Below are 2,619 nucleotides of genomic sequence, written 5' to 3' on the forward strand. Positions count from 1 at the left end.
CCTCAGGATCAGTTAGCGGTAGTGCTTGCTCCAGAAAATATAAGTCTGATTTCTGTTAATGGGCGAGAGGTTCCTACTTATCTGTTAAGTAATATTGAAACAAAATATGGCCTGAGAGCCGGTCTTAACCAGCTTGTATTCAAGTACGAAAGTATCTGGGCGAAGCCTGGTCCTCAGACAAATGGAAATAGTAGGTCAGAGAAAACCGAGTCACAGTTAGTGATGCTCGAGTTTAATGCTCTGGCAGGGGAGTCATATAACTTTGTATATGCCGAAGCGGATAATATCAGAGAGGCTCGTAGCTTGGCTTCAAACTTCTCTGCATCGCTTGTTGATAAGGTGGGGCAGGAGCTTGCTGTTTCAGTCCCCTATACCGAGAAGAGCTCGGCTAATCAGAAGGTTTTCGTATCCGGGAAGGTGACTGGCGCCGACTCAGGCTTGAGTGAGTCAAAAAGTGAAGCTGCTTCCAGTCTGGTCTCGCTGAAAGAGCTTTGGGGGAAGACTAGCACTGAAGATAGAAAAGCCTTTTTGGTTTGGGCGTTTCAGGAGTAAAAAAGCGCTAAGTCGGCTTAGGTCGAAGAGCTGGCTCTACAGCTTGCCGCTATTTTCCTACGCAAAAGATGTTGCTGACTAAGCCGGCAACATCTTCGATAAAACCAGTCTTGTTTGTATTTGGCTCACTCAGATCAATATCGGTGCAATCTGGTATTTCTGTTTCGCTACTTAGAATCGTTTCTATCGCTGTCTGAAAGTATTTTTCAAAGGGTTGCTTAAGGGACAGTGCTTCAGGGTTGTAGGTGCAGGTGACACTGTAATTGCCGTTATAACTCACAATCATCAGTGCTAAACCAATACCGTCAAATAAAGGCGCAGTGCTAATAAATTGTGTTAATTCTGCATTTTCAAAGTAGAGCGGGAATTGAGGGCCAGGAATGTTAATGATCGGTAAATTGAACATCGGCTTATGTTTCTGTGCCAGTAGAAACTCAGAATAAACTCGTGCAGACAGTCCCGCAATGCAAGAGGGAACGAGTTCGGTCAAGTGGCTGGCTGATATTGCTGAGTCGTAGTGATTTTCCAAGGTTGCTGCCTTGTGAATCATGCAAATTCGCTTTATCGGGTCCTGCTCTGTGCTAGCAAGTGAGAATAATGTGGCGGCTAGCTGGTTTCCGGACTTAACGTCGAGGCTTGTTGAGCGAACAGATATCGGTGCTAGCGCAATAAGGTCTGATTCGGACTCGGCTTCCATATCTCTAAGATAGCTGGCAATGGCTTCGGCGCAGATCCCCATGACAACGTCATTTGTTGTGACTGAGCCAAGGCCTTTCTTAATCGACCTTACTTGATTGAGAGGAATCTCTATATTCTCGATCGCACGAGACTTGCTGATCTTTTGATTCATTGGTGTGTCGGCAACCTTCATCAGACTAGATGGAAGGTTGAGAGAGGAAAGGCGCTCGGTGATAACGGAGTAAAATACCGAGGCAGCCGTGTCTTTTGCCAGTAAAGTGAGTTTTGCCGGAATATTAAATACGTTGTTATAGGCTGCACCTAGCCAGGAACCTGTGTCGGGCAGAGGGGTTGGTGTCCAGTCTTGATCTGATTCAGGTTTTGTCACTTCAGGGCTGACATGAACTAACTGGCTTAGAATATCTTCACCACTTACTCCGTCAATAGCTGTGATGTGAACCTTCAGCAGAAGAGCGAAGTGTTCTTGCTCGTAGCTTTTGCTTGGGTCAACTTGCAAATCCTCAATATATCTAGCTTCCCAAAGAGGGCGAGTCCGGTCGAGCGGCGCACTAAAAAAGTCGGCTGCGCTATTGAGTAGCGTTTCTTTCTGGCTTAATTTGTCGTGGCTGATATGTCGGGCGGCGTCAAAGTCCGGGTCGTCAGTCCAGACGGGTAGGTCTAGATTGAGAGGGTATTCGACTAAGCGCTCACGAAAGAATGGTTCATTCCCGAGTTTTGACTGGAGTACACGTTGAAAGTGCTCAAAATCAAGTGTGTTGTCGCCTTTAGGGCGCTGGAATACGAAAACACCACCTACGTGGAGAGGGGTGTGTTCGGTTTCCAGATATAAAAACGAAGAATCAAGTTCGGACAGCTGCTGCATTCATCAGGCTCATGTTTATACTTTTAATGTTTATAGTATATCGAAGCTTTGTGCGATGGAATAACTTATTTGTCTCTCTGGACTGCAAGCTTTGCCAGCCCAGCAAGTGCTTCTTTATAAACGCTGCCTGGAAGAATACCTAGGCAGTCGCATGCTTTTTGATAAGCTAGATCAGCCTGCTTTTTAGTGTAATCTAGCGCGCCACTATTTTGTACAGCGATACAGATTGCATCGAGCTGGCTTGCGTCACCATTACGGATGGCTTTACGAATTAGAACTCGCTCTTCTTCACTGCCGTTTTTCATAGTGTAGATCAGCGGCAAGGTTGGTTTGCCCTCGGCCAGGTCATCGCCGACATTCTTGCCCATTGTCTCGGCGTCGCCAATGTAATCCAGCATGTCGTCAACCAGCTGGAATGCTAAGCCTAGCTGCAGGCCGTATTCCTTTAAGGCTTCTTGTTGCTCAGTACTTGCGTTTGCAAGCAGAGCTGAAGAGTGAGACGCTGC

The 2,619-nt window shown here is 46.6% G+C and carries 3 protein-coding genes; 1 reads left to right on the top strand and 2 read right to left on the bottom strand.

Annotation, left to right across the window (positions count from 1 at the left end; genetic code table 11):
* Positions 1-552 (top strand): DUF2057 family protein (locus A3735_RS22250; protein ID WP_068638667.1); only part of this gene is annotated, 552 nt, incomplete at its 5' end.
* A gap of 49 nt (positions 553-601) precedes the next feature.
* Here the strand turns inward: A3735_RS22250 and A3735_RS22255 are convergent.
* Entirely contained in the window at positions 602-2,113 is a 1,512-nt protein-coding gene (locus A3735_RS22255) for a wax ester/triacylglycerol synthase family O-acyltransferase (RefSeq protein ID WP_068511387.1), read from the bottom strand.
* Positions 2,114-2,178: 65 nt separating this feature from the next.
* Positions 2,179-2,619, bottom strand: a 441-nt coding sequence (locus A3735_RS22260; protein ID WP_197485976.1) for a polyprenyl synthetase family protein, incomplete at its 5' end; no start/stop codon positions are given.

The organism is Oleiphilus sp. HI0061 (assembly GCF_001635675.1).